Origin of the sequence: Campylobacter estrildidarum, assembly GCF_005406205.1 — a bacterium.
GTDB classification, from domain to species: Bacteria; Campylobacterota; Campylobacteria; order Campylobacterales; family Campylobacteraceae; genus Campylobacter_D; species Campylobacter_D estrildidarum.
On sequence record NZ_NXLZ01000010.1, the window covers coordinates 1 to 18,575 of the forward strand.

Sequence of the window (18,575 nt, forward strand, 5' to 3'; positions counted from 1 at the left end):
ATCAAATTTATTTTCAAGAAGTTTTTTTATGAGTTCATTTCTTATATTATCATCTTTATAAGTTTCTTTGTTTTTACTTTCTGCTTGGATGGGTTTGAAATTTATTACTTCTTGATCTTTTTGTTGATTATATTGTTTTTGTATAGCTTGCATTTCTTGCTGAATATCTTTTCTGCTTTGCTCGGCAATTTCACCAGATCTAGCTTCGTGTTTGGCTTGAAGATCTAACCATTTCTGTTTAAATTCTTCTACACTCATACTTGTGTGATAAATTTTTACATATTCTTTTTGTAAGTCTTCATCCAACCAATACTCTGAAGCTCTATTTTTATCTTTAAAATCTTCAATTTCTTTGAAATCTTCTTGACTGAATTTACCCTTTAAAATCTGATCTTGTATAGAGCCTTTAAGAATAGGAATTCCTTTTGCAAGTTCATCATAATAATCTTCGTAACTTTTAAGAAGCTGATTTAAATTTGCAACATTATTTTTAGATTGAGCGATATTTTTATCGTTCAATTCCCTATTATTACTAACTATACTTATTCCAAAAATGTTTAATTTTGAACCAATAGTATTCATTTTTACCTCCTAGGATACCAACCGCCAAGAGTGCTTTTATATTTATTTGCCATTTTCTTGATTGTCATAATTATTATTTAGCATTTAATATCGACAAAATACAAATTTTTATTAATATCAATAAAATATAAAAATTAAATTTTACTAATACATTCTTTAAAGGTTTTTCCGCGTTCTATATAAGAACTAAATTGATCTAAACTAGCACAAGCTGGGCTTAAAAGAGCGACTTCATTTTTTTGAAGAACTTTTGAAATTTCTTCTACAGCTTTGCTTAATATTTCACATTTAATTATTTTTATATCAGCATTTTTAGCATAATCAAGCATTTTTTGCGTGCTTATGCCTATAGCATAAAGCGTAATGTCAAATTTTTTCATAAATTCAAATAAAGTACTTAAATCAACCCCTTTATCATCTCCGCCGATGATTAAGTGAATTTTCTTATCTTTATAACGATTTAATGCTGCCATAACAGCACTTTCATTGGTTGCTTTCGTATCATTTACCCAAAGTCTTCCCTGAGTATCAAACAATTCTTCTAATTTATTTTTTTCAAGAACAAATTGATTTAAAAGATCATAACTTAAAGTATCTAGTAAAATTTTTTCTATAGTTAAGGCCATAACAGCATCAAGCAAAAAAGGACTTTTAAAAGAAATTTTATTTATATCGATACCGAATTTGCTTGCTAGATCTTTTTCATCTTCATAAGCAATGATATAAGCTTTAGTAGGGGTTTTTTCATAAATTTTTGGCAAAATCACTACATCACATTCATTCATTCTTTCTAAAACACTAAGTTTATCTTTAACATAATTTTCAAAATTGCCATGCCATGAAAGATGATCTGCACTGATTGGCAAAAGAGCGTAAATTTCAGGTTTTGCAGTGTGGGTATAATGAAGAGTAAAAGATGAAGTTTCAAGCACCCAAAGCTTAGAATGAGCATCAAGTTCAGCCAAAGGAATACCAACATTTCCTCCCATAATAGCTCCTATGCGTGATAATAAATGTGTTATCATTTGTGTAGTTGTTGTTTTTCCATTGGTGCCACTAATCCAAACAGATCTTGGCATAGCATCATAAAAAAAATCATATTCACTTTGTAGATTTTTTGCCTTTTTGATTAATGTATGATTAGGTGGAAAACCTGGGCTTGGAATTTCAAGATCGCTTAATTTTTCATCAAATTCTTTAGGATTTAAAAGATAATTTCCAAATTCATCTTGAGTTGTGCTTTGAAATTGATCATCATAAATATGAAAAATACCAAATTTATCGCTAAGATTTTTTGCTATAGCACGTGTTGTTTTTCCATATCCAAAAAGAGAAATTTTCATTAGCGTAACTTTATAGATGCGAGTGCGAGTAAATTTGAAAGAAAGGCTATCATCCAAAAACGCACTATGATTTTATTTTCTACCCATCCTACTTTTTCAAAGTGGTGATGAATGGGTGCCATTTTAAAAACTCTTTTATTGAAAATTTTAAAACTTCCTACTTGCAGAATAACTGAAATGGTTTCAAGGACAAAAACAAAACCTATAAGTAAGAGTAGAACTTCATTTTTGCTAATAATAGCTAAAAAGCCTATAAATCCTCCAATAGCTAAACTTCCGCTATCTCCCATAAAAACTTGAGCAGGATAGCAGTTATACCATAAAAATCCCATTAAAGATCCAATTAGTGCGGCACAGATAATCGTTACCTCTCCTAGGCCTTGAATTTTTGGTAAAAGCAAGTATTCGCTATAATTGAAATTTCCACTAAGATATAAAAATATCCCTAAAGTTGATAAAGAAAAAATGCTAGGTACTGTAGCTAATCCATCAAGCCCATCAGTTAAATTTACAGCATTAGAACTCGATATTAATACCAAAATCCAAAAGAAAAGTGCAAAAATTTCCATATTAAAAAGAGGATATTTATAAAACGGAATATAAAATTCAGTATTAAATTGAGAACTAAAATATAAAGGTAAAATGCAAACAAAACTAGCACCAATTTGGGCTATAAGTTTCATTTTTGGACTAAGTCCTGAGTGATTATCTTTTTTTAAAACTTTGCCAAGATCATCAACAAGGCCAATAAGACAAAAAAGAGTAAGACAAAGTAAAGCACTTATAGCAAAAATATTTTCATATCTTATACATAATAAACTTGCTAAAAGAGCGCAAAATATAAATACAAGACCACCCATAGTCGGAGTGTGTGATTTTACCTTGTGGTTTTCAGGGGCATATTCATAAATAGGTTGATTAGCGTTTTTAGCTTTTGCCCAAGCTATAAATTTAGGCATTAAAAATAAAGATAAACATAAAGCGATAAAAAACGCAAAGCCAGCACGCACACTAATATAAGTAAAAAAAGCATAATTGCTTAAATCAGAAAGATAATACAAATTGAACCTTCTTTTTGGTTTTTAAAAGTTTAATTTTATTAAAATGTAGCCAAAAAAATTCTTATAAAAGATTAAAAAAATGAAACAAAAATGTATTTTAGTCATTACAGATGGAATAGGTTTTAATCAAGATAAAAAATTTAATGCTTTTGAAGCAGCAAAAAAACCTACTTATGAAAAGCTTTTTAAAGAAGTGCCTTATTCTCTATTAAAAACCAGTGGTTTGGCAGTGGGATTGCCTGAAGGTCAAATGGGAAATAGCGAAGTGGGGCATATGTGTATAGGCAGCGGACAAATTATTTATCAGAATTTGGTGCGAATCAATCAAGCGGCTGAAAGTGGAGAACTTAAAAACAATTTTAATTTGAAAAAACTGTTAGCAAAATGTAAAAGAATTCATATTATAGGCCTTTATAGCAATGGTGGAGTGCATTCTATGGATACGCATTTTAATACCTTGCTTGAAATTTGTACTAAAAATGGCAATGAAGTTTTTGTGCATGCAATTACTGATGGACGCGATGTAGATCCAAAAAGTGCTTTGGGTTTTATAAAAAATTTACAAGTGTATTGTAAAAAACTTGGAGCTTGTTTTGCTACACTATGCGGCCGCTTTTATGCAATGGATAGAGATAAGCGTTGGGATAGAATAGAAGAATATTATAAATGTTTAATGGGGCAAGGTAAGAGTGTTGCTGATTTTGCTGAATATATAGAGCAATCATATAAAGATCAAATAACAGATGAATTTATAAAAGCGATAAAACATAAGGATTATAAAGGGATGGATGAGAATGATGGGTTGATTTTCATTAATTTTAGAAACGATAGAATGAAACAACTTGTTGAGGCGCTAAATTTTCAAGATTTTAAAGAATTTAAACGAGATAAAATTTTTCAAAATTTATTAACTATGAGTGTTTATGATGATCGTTTTGATATCCCTGTAATTTTTCAAAAAGAAAAAATTCAAAATACTTTGCCAGAAATAATTTCTAAAGCAGGATTAACTCAACTTCATACAGCTGAAACAGAAAAATATGCCCATGTTACCTTTTTCTTTAATGGCGGTAAAGAGGAATTGCTAGAAAATGAAACAAGAATATTAATACCAAGCCCCAAAGTAAAAACTTATGATGAAGTACCAAAAATGAGTGCTTTTAAAGTATGTGATATTGTGAAAAAAGGAATAGATAAGGGTGAAGATTTTATCGTTGTTAATTTTGCAAATGGGGATATGGTAGGGCATACAGGCAATTTTAATGCAGCCACTAAAGCTGTAGAGGTGGTGGATACTTGTTTGGGTGAAGTGATCGAATACGCTAGAAAAAATGATTACGCTTTTATTATTACAAGTGATCATGGAAATTGTGAGGCTATGCAGGATGAAAAAGGAAATTTGTTGACCAATCATACCACTTTTGATGTTTTTGTATTTGTAGAGGCAAAAGGGGTGAAAAAAATTAAAGAAAATATGGGACTTAGCAATATAGCTGCAAGTGTTTTAAAAATTTTAGGTTTAGAAATTCCAAAAGAAATGAATGAAGCTTTGTTTTAGTTTATTTGCTTTTTCCTTTTTAAATTTGTTAAAATTCTAAACATTTTTTTTAAAGATTAATTTTTGATAAGGATTAAAGTATGAAATTCAGTGGAAAAAATGTTTTAGTAACAGGCGCAAGCAAGGGTATAGGTGCTTCTATTGCAAAAATTTTAGCGGGATTTGGACTTAAAGTATGGATTAATTATCGTTCGAAACCAGAACTCGCAGATGCTTTAAAAGATGAGATTATTTCAAAAGGTGGCAATGCTGCAGTGATTAAATTCGATGCAAGTAAAGAAGATGAATTTGAGAATGCTATCAAGACTATATTGGAAAGCGATGGTGAGCTTAGTTATCTTGTAAATAATGCAGGTATAACCAATGATAAATTAGCTTTAAGAATGAAAATAGAAGATTTTAGTTCTGTTGTAGATACAAATTTAACTTCAGCATTTTTAGGCTGCAGAGAGGCTTTAAAAACTATGAGTAAAAAGCGTTTTGGTGCTGTGGTAAATATAGCTTCTATCGTTGGAGAAATGGGTAATACAGGACAAGTTAATTACTCAGCAAGTAAAGGTGGAATGATAGCTATGACGAAATCTTTTGCCAAAGAAGGAGCTAGTAGAAATCTACGTTTTAATTGCGTAACTCCAGGTTTTATCAAAAGCGATATGACTGAAGTTTTAAGCGAAGAGATCAAACAAATGTATCAAGATAGTATTCCTTTGAAACGCTTTGCAGAGCCCGAAGAAGTAGCTAATTGTGTTGCGTTTTTATTGAGCGATTATTCTTCTTATATTACTGGAGATGTGCTTAGAATCAATGGTGGCTTATATATGTAAGGATGATTGTATGGATTTAAAAGAAATAGCACAATTTTTAGACGATAATGCACCTGCCTTTTTAGCAACTTTGGGAACTTGCGGTAATCCTAGAGTTCGTCCTATACAAAGTCCACTTTTAGTTGGAGATAGAATTTATTTTTGTACTTCAAATACAAAAGGACTCTTTAAGCATATACAAAATTACAATGGGATTGAATTTTGTTCTTGCTCCAAAGAAGGGACTTTTCTAAGACTTAGAGCTAATGCGATTTTTGAACCTAATTTAGAAGTTAAGAGAAAAATGTTTGAAAAATATCCTTATTTAAAAAATTTATACGATACTCCAGAGAATTCAAAATTTGAAGTATTTTATCTTGATAATTTGAGTGCTAGAATGCAATTTAATAATGGAGAGTTTAAACTTTTTAAGGCTTAAAGCAAGAAAATCTTGCTTTAAATATTTACTTCCATTTTTAAGGCGTGTTCCCAAAAGGCAACTTCTAAGCGAACGACATTGTGAAAGATTTTACTCAGTTTGTTAAATTTTTCTTCTGATATTTGTTTAGTATAAGAATTTACAAAATCTTCAAATTCTTTTACTGTTGCTTGAAATTCTTGACTCGAATAGGTTAAAATCCATTCTTTATAGATATGATTTTGTAATTTTTCTTTTGATATATTTTTATAAATTTCATTTCCTATATATCCATAACCTATCGCACAAGCACTAAGAGCGATTAACATATCTAAAAAATCTCCGTTTTTTCCAACGCCTAATATGTATCGTGAATAAGCAATATTAACAAGACTTTCATCTTTTTCATTAAAATTATTTGTGTTGATACCTAGATCTAAGATGCTTTTATGAAGTTCCAATTCACCCTCTAGAGTGTAATTTTGAAATTTAATAGCAAAATGTAATTCTTCAATTGAATTTGCATTCAAGGCAAGTCTTGCATAGCATTCGAGTAATTAATAAGATATATATAATCTTGTTTTAAATAAAAAAGAAACTGATCTTTACTTAAAGTTTCATTTTCAAGTTGTTTTATAAAATTATGCTGTATATATTCCTTCCAAATTTTTGAGTTTTCTTTAACAAGTCTTTGAAAAAGCATATTTTTTTACTCCTACATTTTTAATATACTTTTTAAAGTGTAGCTAAAAACTATAAATATTTTAAGTTTTTTTATAGTAAAATACGCTCTATTTTTATATATTTTATTTTTAAGGAGATACAAATGGCAACATTTGATGATGTAAAAGCAGTAGTAGTTGAGCAATTAAGTATTGATGCAGATACAGTTAAAATGGAATCAAAAATTATTGAAGATTTGGGCGCAGATTCTTTAGACGTAGTTGAATTAATTATGGCTTTAGAGGAAAAATTCGAAGTTGAAATTCCAGATAGTGATGCTGAAAAACTTATTAAAATTGAAGATGTTGTAAATTATATTGATAATCTTAAAAAATAATTTTTTTAATTAACTTTACAAGGAGTTTATTCTTGAAAAGAGTCGTGGTTACGGGCATTGGAATGATTAATGCTCTTGGTTTAGATAAAGAAAGTTCTTTTAAAGCTATTTGTGAGGGTAAGAGTGGAGTAAAAAAGATTACTCTTTTTGATACTACAGATTTTCCAGTCCAAATAGCTGCAGAGATTACGGATTTTGATCCTTTAGAGATTGTAGATCCTAAAGAAGCAAAAAAAATAGATCGTTTTATTCAGTTGGGTATAAAAGCTGCTAGAGAGGCGATGCAAGATGCTAATTTTAAAGATAATTTTAATCAAGAAGAATTTGGCGTCGTATCTGCTGCTGGAATAGGAGGCTTACCTAATATAGAAAAAAATTCGATCATCTGTTCTGAACGCGGACCACGAAAGATTTCTCCGTTTTTTATTCCTTCAGCTTTAGTTAATATGTTAGGCGGTTTAATTTCAATTGAGCATAAGCTCAAAGGTCCAAATATTTCTTGTGTGACTGCTTGTGCTGCAGGAACTCATGCAATTGCAGAAGCTTATAAAAGTATAGCTTTAGGTACTGCAAGTAAAATGCTTGTCATAGGCGCTGAAGCAGCTATTTGTCCTGTAGGTATAGGTGGTTTTGCATCCATGAAAGCATTATCAACTAGAAATGATGAACCAGAACGTGCTTCAAGACCTTTTGACAAAGAAAGAGATGGTTTTGTTATGGGAGAAGGTGCAGGCGCTTTGGTTTTTGAGGATTACGAAGAAGCTAAGAAAAGAGGTGCTACTATTTATGCGGAATTAGTAGGTTTTGGGGAAAGTGCTGATGCACATCATATTACTTCTCCAACTTTAGACGGTCCTTTAAGAGCAATGAAAAAAGCTTTAAATATGGCCGGAAATCCTAAGGTTGATTACATAAATGCACATGGAACTTCAACTCCGGTTAATGATAGAAATGAAACTGCCGCTATCAAAGAACTCTTTGGTGTCAATGTTCCGTTGGTTAGTTCTACAAAAGGACAAACAGGGCATTGTTTAGGAGCTGCAGGAGCTATTGAAGCAGTTATAAGTATAATGGCTTTAAGGGATGGAGTTGTACCGCCAACTATAAATCAATTTGTAAAAGATGAAGAATGTGATTTAAATTATGTTCCAAATTCTGCTAAAAAAGTGGATTTGAAAGTTGTAATGAGCAATTCTTTTGGATTTGGTGGCACAAATGGTTGTGTTGTATTTAAAAAAGTAGATTAATATGGCTTCATATTTAGATTTTGAAAAAAATATTCAACAGCTTGATGAAGATATTGCTAATGCTCAAATCAAAGCAGATATTGATGCCATTAATATTTTAAGAAAAAATCTTGAAAAAGAAATTATAAAAACTTATAAAAATTTAAATGATTATGGCCGTTTGCAGCTTGCTCGTCATCCAGATCGACCTTACGCTCTTGATTATATAGAGCTTATATTGCAAGATGCATATGAAATTCATGGAGATCGTGCTTTTAGAGATGATCCTGCTATCGTTTGTTTTATGGGGTATTTGGGGGATAAAAAACTTATTGTTATTGGCGAACAAAAAGGTAGAGGAACTAAAGATAAAATAGCAAGAAATTTTGGAATGCCACATCCTGAAGGTTATCGTAAAGCCTTAAGAGTGGCAAGACTTGCAGAGAAATTTCAAATTCCAATTTTATTTTTAATTGATACTCCTGGTGCTTATCCTGGTATAGGAGCCGAAGAAAGAGGTCAAAGCGAAGCTATTGCTAAAAATCTTTACGAATTTAGCGATTTAAAAACTCCTACTGTCGCAGTGGTAATTGGAGAAGGTGGAAGCGGAGGAGCTTTGGCTATAGGAGTTGCTGATAAACTTGCTATGATGAAAAATTCTGTTTTTTCAGTCATTTCTCCTGAAGGTTGTGCGGCAATACTTTGGAATGATCCGAGTAAGATTGAAGTGGCAACTAAAGCTATGAAAGTGACAGCTGATGATTTAAAACAGCAGGGTTTAATTGATGATGTCATTGAAGAGCCTATCAATGGTGCACATAGGGATAAAGAAGGTGCAGCTGTTGCTATTGCTGAATATGTAAAGAAATCTTTGGACGAATTAGACAAAATAAACCCAAATGAACTTGTCGCTAATCGTATGCAAAAGATTCTTAAGCTTGGAGCTTTTGCAGAAAGTTAGTATAAGATATTGGTTAAAATCAATAATTTCTGATAGTTTTATAATTTTTAATATTTAGAAAATTATTTTTAAGGTTTAATATGGCATTTGAAAATTTAAAAGAAATAGCATTTGATAGTTCTGATTATATTAAACCTAAACGTTTTTCTTATCAAAGTAATGGAAAAAATTGCACTTGGGATTTTATAGAAGTAAAAGACAGTGTGTCTATTCTTGTATATCATAAAGATTTTAAAAGTCTTGTTCTAGTTCGACAATTTCGTATACCGCTTTGGTATCATCAAAAAATCAATAATTATAAAGATAAAAACTTAGGTTATACTATAGAACTTTGTTCTGGTCTTGTAGATAAAAATTTATCCATAGAACAAATTGCGAAAGAAGAATGTATTGAAGAATTAGGTTATGCACCTAAGCATCTTGAAAAAATAAAAGATTTTTACACAGGTTTTGGATCAGGAGTTAGCAAACAAAGCCTTTATTTTGCAGAGATTGATAAAAGTGATAAAGTTTCTAATGGCGGTGGAATAGAAGATGAGCAAATAGAAACTATTTATGTAAAAATTAGCGAATATGAAAAATTTTCTAGAAATATTATCCACAATTCTTTACTTGATTTTGCTTATTTATGGTTTTTAAAAGAAAAAATGAAACCCTACTTTTAAATTAAAAGCAGAGTTTCATTATATCAAGCGTCTTTCGTTTCACTCGATTGCGTTTCATGAAGGATTTCTTTAAATATATCAAATAGATTTAAAGAGGCATGTTCAGCAGTTTGGCATTTTTCAATAATTCTATGTTGGACAGCATTTAAACTTACATCTTCTGCTCCCGCTATATCAATAGCAGCATTCATATTTTCATGTACTCTTTCGTGAGGTTCTCCAATTTTCAAGAAGCTTTTACTAGTTCCAAATCTATCTTTCCCTGCACCTGCAAACCATTTTCCAAGGCGACAACTTGTATGGTCTGCAAGTCTTTTTCCTGTTTTTGTAAAGATTTCTCTATATCCGTTAAGTTTAAAAGCAATATGATCGAGCTTAGCTAAAGAAATGAATGCTTCTGAGGCTATATTTACAGCATTTGAATTGGTAGAATGTGCTTCATTTACCAAACGGAAAAATTTCTCTGAAAAGTTTACAATATAAGCACTAGAATCTATAGAAATTTTTTCCACTTGCTCACTTTGAGTATACATTTCGTTTGCATTTTGTTTTAAAAGATTAATATTCATCTCTACTTCTGTAGTCGCTTTTTGTGTTTTCTCAGCTAATTTTCTAACTTCATCAGCTACAACAGCAAATCCTCGTCCATGTTCTCCTGCGCGTGCAGCTTCAATAGCAGCATTTAATGCTAAAAGATTGGTTTGATCGGATACATCTTTAATTAAATTGATTACATTAGTAATTTCATCAACGCTACGATGTAGAGTCCCTGCTACATCACGTGTTTTATTTGCTGATTCAGTAATATTGCTAAGAGAAGAATTAATAGAATCTGCAATATGACTAAGTTCGTCCATTTCTGCAAGTGAAGTTTTAGAATAATTAGAAATAATCTCAGCTTTACCAACATTTTCAAGCATATCATTTTGAACGATAGTAATATTTTTTAAAGCCCCATTTAACAATACATTTAAAAGTTCGGTTTTAAGTTTTGATTCCAAAGCTTCTTGTTCAAGAGCTGAAATTTTGTTTTTTAATTCCAAATTTTCAGCTTTTAAGTTTTGAAGTTGATTTGTAAGACTTTTGTTTTCTTCTTCAAGTTTGCCCGAGTCTATGTGATTATTTTTCTTACTAAACATAATTTCCACCTATTTTTTATAATTTTCTAGATATTCTTTTATTTTATCTTTAAGATAAAGTTTTTCTTTTTTAAGACTTGAAATTTCAATATCACTAAGCGATGGAATATCCCCTTGCTCTGCATTTTTAATTTGATCATCAAGTTCATTGTGACGTTCAAACAACTTATCAAAATGTGCATCTTTACCTTTTAATTCCGAGATTAAATCGCGATATTCGTGTAGCAAAACTTCCTCCTTTAAATATTTAAATTCTAAAGTTAAATATTCATTTATTTAACATTATACCTTAAAAACTTAATATTTTTACTTAAATATTTAAATTTATCGTAAATATCTAAATTTATAGTGAATAGGAATTAATTTTGTAGAAGTCTTAATTGAGGATAAGTCCTCAAAAACATTATTTAGAATTTTGTTTTTTGAGAGTCCTCAAAGTTGAAGCAGCAATTTTCATTTTTCTTGTAGTGCCATCTTCTAAAGTGATACGAACTGTTCTAAGATTAGGTAAAAAACGTCTTTTTGTTTTATTATTAGCATGGCTAACATTATTACCTACCATTGGCCCCTTGCCTGTAATTTGACATACTCTTGCCATTTTAGTTCCTTGTGAAAATTTAAAATTGAGATTTTAACAAATTTAAACTTAAAAATTCATATTTTTGCCGTTTTTAATTATAAATATAGATAAAATATAATAGAATGCTGCTTTAATCAAAACAAAGGATTTTATTATATGTATGTTGCTCCAAGTTTATTATCGGCTAATTTTTTAAATCTAGAAAAAGAAATTAAAGCCGTAGAAGAAGCGGGTGCTGATCTTTTGCATATTGATGTAATGGATGGTTATTTTGTACCTAATTTTACTTTTGGACCTTGTGTGATAGAGAAAATTTCTAACATCAGTAATCTTCCTTTAGATGTGCATTTGATGGTTGAAGATGTTAAGAAATTTGTAGATTTGTTTATTCCATTAAAGCCTAAATTTATCTCTTTTCATATGGAAGCTGAAAAACACCCTATAAGAATGTGTGAGTATATAAGATCTCATGGAATTCATCCCGCTATAGTTTTAAATCCTCATACTCTAATCAGTTCAATCGAATATATGATAGAATTTGTGGATATGATACTTTTAATGAGCGTAAATCCTGGTTTTGGTGGGCAAAGTTTTTTAAATTTTACCTATGAAAAAATTAAAAAATTAAGAGAAATGATTGATCAAAAAAATGCTAAAGTGTTTATAGAAGTTGATGGAGGAGTCAATGGTTTAAATGCTAGCGACTTAGATAATGCGGGAACGGATATTTTAGTTGCTGGAAGTTATATTTTTTCTTCTAGTGATTATAAGACTTCTATTTCATCGTTAAAGTTAGAATTTTGAGCTTTCAACAAATTGAGAAAATTATTTCTGTTTTAAGTAAACAGAGTAAACCTTATGAATGGGTGGTTAAACAATTTCAACAGGTTGATGAACTTAAGGATTATGAGTTTGATTTAGAAACTTTTGAGCTTTTAGGTTTGGGTTTTTGCTTAAATCAAGATAATATTTTAAGTTTAAAAACACGTACTACTAAAATTAAAGAAGAAAATTTTTGTATAGTAGATATTGAAAGCACGGGCGGTATTAAAAAAGGTCAGATTTTAGAAATTGGTGCTGTTAAAATTCGAAATTCTAAGGAAATAGATCGTTTTAGTAGCTTAATAAAGGTGGATCAAATACCGGAAAATATTACGGAGCTTACAGGAATTAGTTCGGATATGGTTGCAAATGCTCCGAATTTAACACAAGTTTTAAAAGATTTTAAACTTTTTTTAAAAGATAGTATTTTTGTAGCTCATAATGTTCGCTTTGACTATGGTTTTATTTCCAAAGCTTTAAATGAATGCGGTTTTGGTATTTTACTTAATCGTTATATTTGTACTATAGAATTTGCACAATGTTGTATACAAAGTCCCAAATATAAGCTTGATGTTTTAAAAGAATTGCTTGGAATAGAAAATATCCATCATAGGGCTTTAAATGATGCTTTAGCAGCTGCTGAAATTTTTAAATATTGTCTTAGAAAGCTTCCTTATCATATTAAAACTACAGAAGAACTTATTAATTATATAAAAACATCTCGCATAAGACAAAAATAAAAATTTAAAGAGTATAATTTAGAATATAAATGACGGGAGTTTGTGGAACAGGCTGAGAATAAGCTAAAAGCTTAGACCGAACCGGATCTGGATAATGCCAGCGTCGAGAAGATTTATACTTTTTTACACTTTTCAAAATTTATTCGCACCCTCATTTATCCAATTTTTAAAAGGATAAATTATGAAAACTCAAATGCTTTATGCTAAAGAAGGTATTTTTACCAAAGAAATGAAAATCGTCGCCCAAAAAGAGCAAGTAAGTCAAGATTTTTTACTTGAAAATATTGCTTGTGGCACAAGATCATTATCCCTGCTAATATTAATCATAAAAGTCTTGATCCAAACGGTATAGGATCTGGACTTCACACCAAAGTAAATGTTAATTTAGGCGTTTCAAATGATTGTATCGATTATAGCGAAGAGATGAAAAAAGTAGAACTTCCTCATAAATTTGGAATTGAGACTATTAAGGATTTAAGTAATTATGGAAAAACAAGTCGTTTTAGAGATGAACTCATTGCTTTTTCAAAAGCAATGATAGGTACAGTTCCTGTGTATGATGTAGTAGGATTTTTAGAAAAAGATCTAAAACAAATTAAAGCTAAAGATTTTTTAGATGTAGTCTATCATCACGCAAAAAGTGGTGTGGATTTTATGACAATACACGCTAGAATAAATTCACGTGCTGTTAGGGTTTTTAAAGAAGGAAAAAGACTTACAAATATAGTTTCAAGAGGAGGATCTGTGCTTTATGCTTGGATGACGATGAAAGAAGCTGAAAATCCTTTTTTTGAATATTATGATGATCTATTAGAAATTTGCTTAAAATATGATGTAACTTTATCTCTAGGTGATGCTTTGCGTCCCGGTTCTACACACGATTCAACCGATGTGTCACAAATTACGGAGCTTATAGAATTATCTTTGCTCACACAAAGAGTGTGGGAGGCTGGAGTGCAAGTAATGATATAAGGTCCTAGGCACATGGTAATAAACGAGATTGAAGCCAATATGCAACTTGAAAAACGTCTTTGCAAAGGAGTGTCTTTTTATGTTTTAGGACCTTTGGTTACCGATATTGGTGCAGGATATGATCATATAAGTGGAGCGATCGGAGGAGAGCTGTAGCGGCTGCTAGCGGTGCTGATGTACTTTGTTATGTAACACCAGCTGAACACTTAAGACTTCCAAATTTAGATGATGTTAGAGATGGCATAGTGGCGACTAAAATTGCAGCTCATGCAGGTGATATTGCTAAATTACCAAAAGAAAGAACTAGAGATGATAATATGAGCAAGGCAAGGCAAGATATTGACTGGGAAAAAATATTTAAGTCTGCTATTGATGGAGAGAAGGCTAAAAAATGTTTAATGAACGTCGCCCAGATGATTTAAATTCTTGTTCTATGTGTGGAAAAATGTGCGCGATGAATACAATGAATCAAGCTCTAAAAGGCGAAGATGTAAGCTTAATCTGAGTAAATTTCCACAGAAAAATTGATAGCAATACCTTTTTGTGTTGCTTTTAATATAAAAGGATAACCAATTTTAATTAAACTATCATAATTTTGTAAAGCGTCTATAAAATCATAAAAGCGTCTAGGGTTATTCATAAGTCCTTGAATATTTAATTTGTGGGTTAAGTATTTTTCTTTTTTATCGATATTAATTTCTTTAATTTGAATATTTTGAAAATATTTTTGCAAAAAAACTTCTAATTGTTTTATATTTAAGCCTTGATCAAATTGTTTGAGAATTTTATTATTCTGCGCTTTTAATTTAGAAATTTTATTTTCACTTATTTCTAAATCGGTTTTAACTGAATTAAAGATAGCGATTTCGGAATTTTCTTTTAGATTGTTATTTTTATAATCTTTCAATATAGGTAGTAATAAAAATAAAATTAAAGCCGTGCATACAGTAATAAAACTTAAGGCAAAAATAATAGTTTTTAAAATATCTAATTCTTCAAGACTTTTATCTTTCATTGTAAAACTCCTGAATTTTTCTTACTAATACTTACAAAGCGATACCAACCATTATTTAAACGATAATATGTTGTATTACTTTGATCAAAAATGCTTTTTAAAGGTGTCTCTAATAATAAAGCAAACATTTCTTTTGTAGGAGTAACTCCAATAAGTTCTAAAGAATTTTTTTCTTGTTTCATACTTTCAAGCGTGATGTTGTCAGTTTTAATGATTATGTCGAAAAGATTTTTTAGGCTATTTTTTATGATTTGATTTTCATCATTTATATTGTAAGCTATCTGACTTTTTCCAGAAAGTATCTTATAAGATATTTCATTTTGCTTGGTTTGTTTTTGCATTTTTATAACTTCTTGTTTTTGATTTTCTATGGAGTGATTAACCAATGCGATTTTTGTAATATATAAAAAATATATGGCAAATATAAAGATAATTCCAAATCCAAAAAGTCCAAACCAAATTTTGCTAAATAGTGTAAAAACAGGTTTTTTTCTAGGCTCGATAAAACTATAAGTCATTGAATTTCCTTCTGCATAAGCTCTATCATAAGTTCAAGAGTATTGACTTGTTTAGCAGTAATTTCTAAAAATGTTTCATCTTCTAAAAATTCAATAGCACTAATACCTAGTTCTTTTTCGCTATATATATACATATGCTCAATAAAAGTTCCAGAATATTTTTCATCTTTATAGAATTTTTCAATACTTGAGATAATGTAGCGGCAAAGTTCCATATTGCTACTAAATTGATTAAAATCTTCAAGATTGAATTCACTATTGTCATCTGAATTTTCTAGGTTATTTTCTTGATTTAAAGGTTCTTCTAAATTTTCATTAAAATTATCAAGCTCAAGTTCCTTATTGGGTATATTTTCGCTTGATTCATTTAAAAATTCTTCTGTATTTTCTGATTCTTGTTCGAAAAAAATTAAATCTCCATATAAAATTGTCTTATTTTTACAGATCATAATTGCCAATATTTCATTATAGTAGTAAGCATAGAGTGTTATTTTATTATCGTTTATATTTTTTTTTGAGATTTTGTAATAAAGTAGAGCAAAAGGAGAGTATAGAAAATCTAATCCATTATAATCTTCAAAAAGCTCGTTAAAATATTCTACATGCTCTGTTGCTGCAAAGACTAAAGCATTGTTTAAAGTGATGGATTTTAAGCTCATTTTGCCAATATCAAATCGTTCAAAATCTTTTTCATCGGTACTCGGAATAAGCCCTTGCTCTTTAGCATCTAAAAAAAGAGCTGTATTGAAGAATAAAAATTTTTTACTGATATTTTTAACATGTTCTAATGCTTTTTCGCTTTTATTGAAAGTTTTTTCACTACTACTTAGTAGTTTTTGGTTTCTATATACAGAAGTTTTAAGGACGCTTTTTTTATCCCCTAAAATAACACTGATAAAGAGTCGAGGTAATATTTTTTTAAGTAAAAATAACATTTTATTCCTTAAAACTATCCATTTTTTCAATATTTTCAAGCTGATTTAATAAAAATTCTTTAGCTTGATTTTTATCAAAATTTGAAATATCCAAGGGATCACTAAGCCTATAAATCAAATTTGTGAAAGGTTTAGGCAAGATCATTTTATCCCAACTTTTAAATTCCCAAAAACATTCCGCTTCATAATTTAAGAGCCTTATTTTAACATTTTTTTTCTGTGCAAGCAATACTGCTCCATCTGAAATACTATGATAAGGTCCGCGTGGTCCGTCTGGAGTGATAACTATATCGTCATTTTTATCCAAAACTTTAAAAGCTGATCTTAATGCACCACTAGCACCTTTTGATGTACTTCCTCTGACTGAATTTAATCCAAATAATTTAATAATTCTAGCGATTTGTTCTCCATCTTTGTGATGAGAAATCATTACATAAGCTTTTTTATTTTTTTGCCTAAAATACCTAAAAGCAAAGGGCATTAAAGCCAAGCGTCCATGCCAAAAAAGTATTATATATGGATTTTCATCGAGCTTATTTCCTCTATATGTTTTTTTACAAGTTAAAAAAATGATCCATTGTAAAATAAAGACTAGATATGATGTAAGAGTAATTTTAAACGAGTTCCCCATATAAAACCATACGCTTTGCATTTTTGATTTTTACATTTCTAATTTGTCCTAAAAGTTCTTCACTATGTTCAACTTGGACTAAAAAATTATTATCTGTTCTTCCTGCTATTGAATGATTAGCTCTTAATTCTTCAAACAAAACTTTAAATTCTTTATCGTTTTGTTTTTTAACAATTTCATCTAAAATTTCATTATGACGATTTTGCAAAATGGAGAGTCTTTTTGAAGCTGTTTCAGAATCAATTTGGTTTGGCATAGTTGCAGCTTTGGTTAAAGGGCGTTTTGAATATTTAAAAGAAAACATTTGTTCAAATCGAACCTTTTCTAGAACATCCATTGTATCTTCAAAATCTTTTTCACTTTCTCCAGGAAATGCTACAATAATATCTGTAGAAATGCTTACATTTGGACATAACTCTCTAAGCTTTAAAGCTCTGTCTAAATACCATTCTTTTGTATAACCACGTTTCATAGCTTTTAGAATTTCGGTAGAGCCACTTTGTAATGGCATATGCATTGATTTGCAAACTTTAGGGTTTTTGGAAAAAACTTCTAAAAATTTATCATCCATATGTAAAGGATGTGGGCTAGTAAAACGGATACGCTCTAAACCATCTATAGCGCTAAGCTCTTCTAAAAGATCTGAAAAATCCATTTTTTTATGATCATTTCTAAATCTTTTGCCGTAATTATTGACATTTTGCCCCAGTAGAAAAATTTCTTTTGCTCCTTTTTGCACCGCTTTTTTAGCTTCATTGTAAATGATATCAAAAGGTATGGAAATTTCATCTCCTCTAGTATGAGGCACTATACAATAGGTGCAATGCTTATCACACCCTATAGAGATATTGATATAAGATTTATAGATACTGTTTCTAAATTCAGCAAAAGCAAATTCACTTTCATCATAATCGATATCTACACTAATAAATTTTGGAGTGCTGATAGCCTGAGTAATTTTTGAAATATTTCTAGCTCCTAAAACAAAATCAACATAAGGAGCACGGCGAAAAATTTCATCGCCTAAATGCGAAGCAGTGCATCCACAAACTCCTATTTTAGCATCTTTCTTTTTGGCTTTTTCAAAACTTCCTACTTCAGAAAAAAGCTTATGCACAGGTTTTTCACGCACAGAGCAGGTATTAATAAGTATCAAATCCGCTTCTTTGATATCTTCTGTTAAGGAATAATTCTCTTTTTGTGTAAGTTCTGCGATCATATGTTCAGAATCCCTAACATTCATCGCACAACCTAAAGTTTGGATAAAAAGTTTTTTAGCACTCAAAGAATATGCACCTCATACATAAAGTCATTTTCATCTAGGCTATACTTAATGGTTCTATAGTAAACACTTAATCCTTTTTTTTCAAAATGCTCGACTAAAGCAATAAGGCTTTTATGAGAATTTTCTTTATCAAAATAAAAAAATTTTTGCCCTTCTTTATTTACAATCTCCTCAATTGCATTAAGACTGATATTTTTAGGCTTTTCATTAACTAAACTTCTTACTAATTTTAAATCCATATTACTTCCTTAAATATCATTA

At 30.0% G+C, this 18,575-nt stretch carries 21 protein-coding genes and 3 pseudogenes; 10 read left to right on the forward strand and 14 right to left on the reverse strand.

Translation table 11 applies throughout. The annotated features are described in order from the left end of the window. The 3 genes from CQA69_RS05995 to mraY all read right to left on the reverse strand — a co-directional run. Positions 1-582 (reverse strand): hypothetical protein (locus CQA69_RS05995; RefSeq protein ID WP_137620893.1); only part of this gene is annotated, 582 nt, incomplete at its 3' end. A gap of 134 nt (positions 583-716) precedes the next feature. Next, entirely contained in the window at positions 717-1,925 is a 1,209-nt protein-coding gene (gene murD / locus CQA69_RS06000) for a UDP-N-acetylmuramoyl-L-alanine--D-glutamate ligase (RefSeq protein ID WP_137620894.1), read from the reverse strand. Beyond that, positions 1,925-2,986 (reverse strand): phospho-N-acetylmuramoyl-pentapeptide-transferase, encoded by a 1,062-nt coding sequence (gene mraY / locus CQA69_RS06005; RefSeq protein ID WP_137620895.1) that lies wholly within the window; start codon positions 2,984-2,986, stop codon positions 1,925-1,927. Before mraY ends, murD begins: the two co-directional genes overlap by 1 nt. A 79-nt stretch (positions 2,987-3,065) precedes the next feature. Here mraY and gpmI point away from each other — a divergent pair, with 79 nt between their 5' ends. The 3 genes from gpmI to CQA69_RS06020 all read left to right on the forward strand — a co-directional run bounded on the left by gpmI (position 3,066) and on the right by CQA69_RS06020 (position 5,786). Beyond that, positions 3,066-4,544, forward strand: coding sequence for a 2,3-bisphosphoglycerate-independent phosphoglycerate mutase (gene gpmI / locus CQA69_RS06010; protein WP_137620896.1), 1,479 nt, complete (start codon positions 3,066-3,068; stop codon positions 4,542-4,544). Positions 4,545-4,624: 80 nt separating this feature from the next. Next, complete coding sequence (fabG, locus tag CQA69_RS06015) at positions 4,625-5,368, forward strand: 3-oxoacyl-ACP reductase FabG (protein WP_137620897.1); 744 nt, start codon at positions 4,625-4,627, stop codon at positions 5,366-5,368. A 10-nt stretch (positions 5,369-5,378) separates the two neighbouring features. Continuing rightward, a complete protein-coding gene (locus CQA69_RS06020) occupies positions 5,379-5,786 on the forward strand; it encodes a pyridoxamine 5'-phosphate oxidase family protein (RefSeq protein WP_137620898.1) in 408 nt (135 codons plus the stop codon). Between the two features lie 17 nt (positions 5,787-5,803). On the opposite strand, the pseudogene tenA reads toward CQA69_RS06020, so the two are convergent. After that, positions 5,804-6,468, reverse strand: a pseudogene (gene tenA, locus CQA69_RS06025) (thiaminase II). Positions 6,469-6,591: 123 nt separating this feature from the next. Here tenA and acpP point away from each other — a divergent pair. The 4 genes from acpP (at position 6,592) to CQA69_RS06045 (ending at position 9,677) form a co-directional block, all read left to right on the forward strand. Then, on the forward strand, positions 6,592-6,825 hold the full coding sequence (gene acpP / locus CQA69_RS06030; protein WP_137620899.1) for an acyl carrier protein: 234 nt from the start codon (positions 6,592-6,594) through the stop codon (positions 6,823-6,825). 32 nt (positions 6,826-6,857) lie between these two features. After that, positions 6,858-8,072, forward strand: coding sequence for a beta-ketoacyl-ACP synthase II (locus tag CQA69_RS06035; protein WP_137620900.1), 1,215 nt, complete (start codon positions 6,858-6,860; stop codon positions 8,070-8,072). A 1-nt stretch (position 8,073) separates the two neighbouring features. Continuing rightward, a complete protein-coding gene (accA, locus tag CQA69_RS06040) occupies positions 8,074-9,012 on the forward strand; it encodes an acetyl-CoA carboxylase carboxyl transferase subunit alpha (RefSeq protein WP_137620901.1) in 939 nt (312 codons plus the stop codon). 80 nt (positions 9,013-9,092) lie between these two features. Continuing rightward, complete coding sequence (locus tag CQA69_RS06045; RefSeq protein ID WP_137620902.1) at positions 9,093-9,677, forward strand: NUDIX domain-containing protein; 585 nt, start codon at positions 9,093-9,095, stop codon at positions 9,675-9,677. Between the two features lie 23 nt (positions 9,678-9,700). Here CQA69_RS06045 and CQA69_RS09420 read toward each other — a convergent pair whose 3' ends face one another. The 4 genes and pseudogenes from CQA69_RS09420 to rpmB all read right to left on the reverse strand — a co-directional run bounded on the left by CQA69_RS09420 (position 9,701) and on the right by rpmB (position 11,414). Further along, entirely contained in the window at positions 9,701-10,126 is a 426-nt protein-coding gene (locus CQA69_RS09420) for a CZB domain-containing protein (protein ID WP_407924072.1), read from the reverse strand. A 12-nt stretch (positions 10,127-10,138) separates the two neighbouring features. Then, positions 10,139-10,405: pseudogene (locus tag CQA69_RS09425) on the reverse strand (methyl-accepting chemotaxis protein); the annotation flags it as partial. A 420-nt stretch (positions 10,406-10,825) separates the two neighbouring features. Beyond that, entirely contained in the window at positions 10,826-11,044 is a 219-nt protein-coding gene (locus tag CQA69_RS06055) for a YdcH family protein (protein WP_137620904.1), read from the reverse strand. 175 nt (positions 11,045-11,219) lie between these two features. After that, entirely contained in the window at positions 11,220-11,414 is a 195-nt protein-coding gene (rpmB, locus tag CQA69_RS06060) for a 50S ribosomal protein L28 (protein ID WP_137620905.1), read from the reverse strand. 138 nt (positions 11,415-11,552) lie between these two features. Here rpmB and rpe point away from each other — a divergent pair, with 138 nt between their 5' ends. From rpe to thiC, 3 genes and pseudogenes are all read left to right on the forward strand, one after another. Then, positions 11,553-12,200, forward strand: coding sequence for a ribulose-phosphate 3-epimerase (rpe, locus tag CQA69_RS06065; protein WP_137620906.1), 648 nt, complete (start codon positions 11,553-11,555; stop codon positions 12,198-12,200). After that, a complete protein-coding gene (locus CQA69_RS06070) occupies positions 12,197-12,958 on the forward strand; it encodes a 3'-5' exonuclease (RefSeq protein ID WP_137620907.1) in 762 nt (253 codons plus the stop codon). The genes rpe and CQA69_RS06070 overlap by 4 nt, the downstream gene beginning before the upstream one ends. A gap of 181 nt (positions 12,959-13,139) precedes the next feature. After that, positions 13,140-14,435: pseudogene (gene thiC, locus CQA69_RS06075) on the forward strand (phosphomethylpyrimidine synthase ThiC). On the opposite strand, the gene CQA69_RS06080 reads toward thiC, so the two are convergent. From CQA69_RS06080 to CQA69_RS06105, 6 genes are read right to left on the reverse strand one after another with little or no spacing between them, the layout of a single operon-like run. Continuing rightward, entirely contained in the window at positions 14,427-14,945 is a 519-nt protein-coding gene (locus tag CQA69_RS06080) for a hypothetical protein (protein WP_137620908.1), read from the reverse strand. The pseudogene thiC and the gene CQA69_RS06080 overlap by 9 nt on opposite strands. Then, complete coding sequence (locus CQA69_RS06085; RefSeq protein ID WP_137620909.1) at positions 14,942-15,463, reverse strand: hypothetical protein; 522 nt, start codon at positions 15,461-15,463, stop codon at positions 14,942-14,944. Before CQA69_RS06085 ends, CQA69_RS06080 begins: the two co-directional genes overlap by 4 nt. Beyond that, on the reverse strand, positions 15,460-16,398 hold the full coding sequence (locus tag CQA69_RS06090) for a clan AA aspartic protease (protein ID WP_137620910.1): 939 nt from the start codon (positions 16,396-16,398) through the stop codon (positions 15,460-15,462). The genes CQA69_RS06085 and CQA69_RS06090 overlap by 4 nt, the downstream gene beginning before the upstream one ends. Before the next feature lies 1 nt (position 16,399). After that, a complete protein-coding gene (locus CQA69_RS06095; protein ID WP_137620911.1) occupies positions 16,400-17,029 on the reverse strand; it encodes a lysophospholipid acyltransferase family protein in 630 nt (209 codons plus the stop codon). Next, positions 17,013-18,314 (reverse strand): tRNA (N6-isopentenyl adenosine(37)-C2)-methylthiotransferase MiaB, encoded by a 1,302-nt coding sequence (miaB, locus tag CQA69_RS06100; protein WP_137620912.1) that lies wholly within the window; start codon positions 18,312-18,314, stop codon positions 17,013-17,015. The genes CQA69_RS06095 and miaB overlap by 17 nt, the downstream gene beginning before the upstream one ends. After that, positions 18,311-18,553, reverse strand: coding sequence for an HP0268 family nuclease (locus CQA69_RS06105; protein ID WP_137620913.1), 243 nt, complete (start codon positions 18,551-18,553; stop codon positions 18,311-18,313). Before CQA69_RS06105 ends, miaB begins: the two co-directional genes overlap by 4 nt. Between the last annotated feature and the right edge of the window lie 22 nt (positions 18,554-18,575).

Bases quoted from the DNA above. Each gene is read 5' to 3' on its own strand.
- murD (WP_137620894.1), bottom strand. From the start codon at position 1,925: ATGAAAATTTCTCTTTTTGGATATGGAAAAACAACACGTGCTATAGCA.
- gpmI (WP_137620896.1), top strand. From the start codon at position 3,066: ATGAAACAAAAATGTATTTTAGTCATTACAGATGGAATAGGTTTTAAT.
- fabG (WP_137620897.1), top strand. From the start codon at position 4,625: ATGAAATTCAGTGGAAAAAATGTTTTAGTAACAGGCGCAAGCAAGGGT.
- CQA69_RS06020 (WP_137620898.1), top strand. From the start codon at position 5,379: ATGGATTTAAAAGAAATAGCACAATTTTTAGACGATAATGCACCTGCC.
- acpP (WP_137620899.1), top strand. From the start codon at position 6,592: ATGGCAACATTTGATGATGTAAAAGCAGTAGTAGTTGAGCAATTAAGT.
- accA (WP_137620901.1), top strand. From the start codon at position 8,074: ATGGCTTCATATTTAGATTTTGAAAAAAATATTCAACAGCTTGATGAA.
- CQA69_RS06045 (WP_137620902.1), top strand. From the start codon at position 9,093: ATGGCATTTGAAAATTTAAAAGAAATAGCATTTGATAGTTCTGATTAT.
- rpmB (WP_137620905.1), bottom strand. From the start codon at position 11,414: ATGGCAAGAGTATGTCAAATTACAGGCAAGGGGCCAATGGTAGGTAAT.
- rpe (WP_137620906.1), top strand. From the start codon at position 11,553: ATGTATGTTGCTCCAAGTTTATTATCGGCTAATTTTTTAAATCTAGAA.
- CQA69_RS06080 (WP_137620908.1), bottom strand. From the start codon at position 14,945: ATGAAAGATAAAAGTCTTGAAGAATTAGATATTTTAAAAACTATTATT.
- CQA69_RS06085 (WP_137620909.1), bottom strand. From the start codon at position 15,463: ATGACTTATAGTTTTATCGAGCCTAGAAAAAAACCTGTTTTTACACTA.
- CQA69_RS06090 (WP_137620910.1), bottom strand. From the start codon at position 16,398: ATGTTATTTTTACTTAAAAAAATATTACCTCGACTCTTTATCAGTGTT.
- CQA69_RS06095 (WP_137620911.1), bottom strand. From the start codon at position 17,029: ATGGGGAACTCGTTTAAAATTACTCTTACATCATATCTAGTCTTTATT.
- CQA69_RS06105 (WP_137620913.1), bottom strand. From the start codon at position 18,553: ATGGATTTAAAATTAGTAAGAAGTTTAGTTAATGAAAAGCCTAAAAAT.